The sequence below is a fragment of the Cellulomonas biazotea genome (assembly GCF_004306155.1).
GTDB classification, from domain to species: Bacteria; Actinomycetota; Actinomycetes; order Actinomycetales; family Cellulomonadaceae; genus Cellulomonas; species Cellulomonas biazotea.
Genome location: NZ_BIMR01000437.1, coordinates 1 through 1,194 on the forward strand (window position 1 = coordinate 1; position 1,194 = coordinate 1,194).

Below are 1,194 nucleotides of genomic sequence, written 5' to 3' on the forward strand. Positions count from 1 at the left end.
CGCCGACCCCGTCCTGGCGACCGCTCAGCCGTCCGGATCGGGCGCCAGGACGGGGTCGGGCAAGGGGGCGGGTGAGGGAGAGCGTGCGGCCGAGGCCGAGGCCGAGGCCGAGGGCGAGGGCGTGGGTGGGGGAGGGGGGGCGGAGGCGGGCGGCGCGGGTCTCGAGGTAGCGGCGCTCCGGCTGGCTCGTCGTCAGGCGGGCGGCGCGCTGGTACGCGTCGAGCGCGCCCGTCCGGTCCCCCGCGAGCTCCAGCAGGTGCGCGCGGACGGCCGCGAGACGGTGGTGGTCGGCGGTGCGCGGGTCGTCGTCGAGCGGGCGCAGCAGGTCCAGCCCGGCCTGCGGGCCGTGCACCATCGCGACGGCGGCGGCGCGGTTGAGCGTGACCATCGGGCCCGGCGCGACGTGGTCGAGCAGCCGGTACAGGGCGACGACCTGCGGCCAGTCGGTGTCCGCGGCGGTCGGGGCCTCGGCGTGCACGGCGGCGACCGCGGCCTGCAGCAGGTACGGGCCGGCCGGGTGCACCGCCAGGGCGGCCGACACGAGCGCGACGCCCTCGTCGACCTGCGCGCGGTCCCAGCGCGAGCGGTCCTGCTCCGTGAGGGGCACGAGCAGGCCGTCGTCGTCGACGCGGGCGGCGCGGTGCGCGTCGGTGAGCAGCATGAGGGCGAGCAGGCCGGTCGTCTCGCCGTCGTCGGGCAGCACCGCGTGCAGCAGCCGGGCCAGGCGCAGCGCCTCCGTCGTGAGGTCGGCGCGCACCAGGTCCGCGCCGCCCGACGCCGTGTACCCCTCGGTGAACACGAGGTAGAGGACCTGCCGCACGGCCTCGACGCGCGCGGGCCGCTCGGCCGGACCGGGCAGCGTGAACGACGCGTCCCGCACCGTGCGCTTCGCGCGGCTGATCCGCTGCGCCATGGTCGCCTCCGGGACCAGGTGCGCGGCGGCGATCTCCGCGGTCGTCAGCCCGCCGACGGCCCGCAGCGTCAGCGCCACCTGCGACGACGGGGACAGCGACGGGTGGCAGCACAGGAACAGCAGCGCGAGGGTGTCGTCGTGGGACGCGGGCTTCTCGTCGGCGGCGGGCGCGGCGCGGCGGGCCGCCGGGTCCACGGCGACCGCCGCCTCCCGGGCCCGCCGCGCGCTGTCCGACCGCCACGCGTCGGTGAGCCGCCGCCGCGCGACGGTCGTCAGCCACG

The 1,194-nt window shown here is 78.9% G+C and carries 1 protein-coding gene; it reads right to left on the minus strand.

Annotation, left to right across the window (positions count from 1 at the left end; translation table 11 throughout):
- Positions 1 to 1,194, minus strand: a 1,194-nt coding sequence (locus CBZ_RS19895) for an RNA polymerase sigma factor (RefSeq protein ID WP_130783165.1), incomplete at both ends; no start/stop codon positions are given.